At 39.6% G+C, this 525-nt stretch carries 2 protein-coding genes; both read right to left on the bottom strand.

The window, feature by feature from the left end:
* Positions 1-296: DUF711 family protein (locus ACIY19_RS10900; RefSeq protein WP_409003409.1), on the bottom strand; the 296-nt coding region annotated here is incomplete at its 3' end.
* A gap of 12 nt (positions 297-308) precedes the next feature.
* Positions 309-525, bottom strand: a 217-nt coding sequence (locus ACIY19_RS10895) for an ACT domain-containing protein (RefSeq protein WP_409003408.1), incomplete at its 5' end; no start/stop codon positions are given.

Raw genomic sequence — 525 nt, 5'->3', positions numbered from 1 at the left:
AGCGCTTTTGCTAGAAGCACATAGTCATCACTATCTGTCGCAGCGCCAATCAAGGAAATCGGGGTCACCGATACACGTTTGTTGACAATGGGAATGCCCAGCTCCGCAGCTATTTCGTCACCAACTGCCACCAAATCTTGAGCTTTCGTGGTGATTTTTTGATAGATTTTTTCCGCTGCTCGCTCAATATCCGTATCAATACAGTCGAGAAGTGAAATCCCCATGGTAATCGTCCGAATATCAAAATTCTGCTCCTCAATCATGGAAATGGTTTCAGTAACTTGCTTTATATCCATTTTTCACCTCTATTAGATATTGTACATAGCGTCAAAAATCGCTGCACTTTGAATGTTAATTTTGACATTGAGTGTATTGCCAAAGGCTTCAAATTCATTGCGCAATTCTGTAAAATCTTTCTTCTCTTCACTAGAAACAACCGCCATCATAGTGAAAAATTCATCTAAAACAGTCTGTGATATATCATCAATATTCAAACCAAGCTCTGCAATTTTGCTCGAAACTCCT

This window comes from Streptococcus sp. ST14 (genome assembly GCF_046098195.1).
Taxonomy (GTDB): domain Bacteria; phylum Bacillota; class Bacilli; order Lactobacillales; family Streptococcaceae; genus Streptococcus.
The sequence above is the reverse complement of the archived record's forward strand: the minus strand, read 5'-3'. Positions and strand labels throughout refer to the sequence as shown.